This window comes from Pseudoalteromonas sp. S1727, assembly GCF_005886375.1.
In the GTDB taxonomy this organism is placed as follows: Bacteria; Pseudomonadota; Gammaproteobacteria; order Enterobacterales; family Alteromonadaceae; genus Pseudoalteromonas; species Pseudoalteromonas haloplanktis.
This window is the reverse complement of the sequence record NZ_PNDT01000140.1, coordinates 1-657: the sequence shown is the minus strand read 5'-3', so window position 1 is coordinate 657 and position 657 is coordinate 1. Positions and strand designations below refer to the sequence as shown.

Here is a 657-nt window from a genome sequence, read left to right as displayed (position 1 = left end):
ACATAGTTTGGTAATGTGTTGGTTGTGTCTTCTGTGCGGTAGGTGGTGATCACCGAGTCATCACGAATTTGCGCGGTGCCATGCATAGCGTTAGCAAAATTATGCGTGGCGAGTGTCTCGCCATTTACGATCGATTCATCAGTTAAAATAGCAAAACTTGCGGGAATACCTGCATCTATATTGCCATCAAAGAATAGAGCTGCTTGCTGCTCACTTACATCAAAATGAGTTGGCTTATCGCTTGTTAGAGTAAAACTTGATAAAGATGGTGCTTGTTTGTAATCATGGAGGTGGTCGCCATGATCTTCACGGTATAAACCTCCATCAATAAACTCTACATAGTTATCAGCGCGTTGTATAAGTACCGCAAAGCGATTTGTAGGGCTTGCATATAAGCCGCTAACAATATTTGCTGTATTAAACATCTCAAGTAACGCGTTATCGTCAGTATCAAAAATAGAGACGCTTGCAGTATCGGCATGACTAATAGCTAAACGCCCAGTTGAGGTGACTTCGCTATGATCATGGTGATTAGTTTGTTCGTCATTTTTATTAGCAATGTCATCAATCTCACTATTACAGGCACATAGGATGGCGATCATAGAAGCGAGCAGGCTAGTTTTTAAGTTAGGTAAATACATTAACATTCCAATATTT

Annotated in this window: 1 pseudogene; it reads right to left on the bottom strand. The window is 40.5% G+C overall.

The window, feature by feature from the left end:
• Positions 1-641: pseudogene (locus CWB85_RS20875) on the bottom strand (hypothetical protein); the annotation flags it as partial.
• Between the last annotated feature and the right edge of the window lie 16 nt (positions 642-657).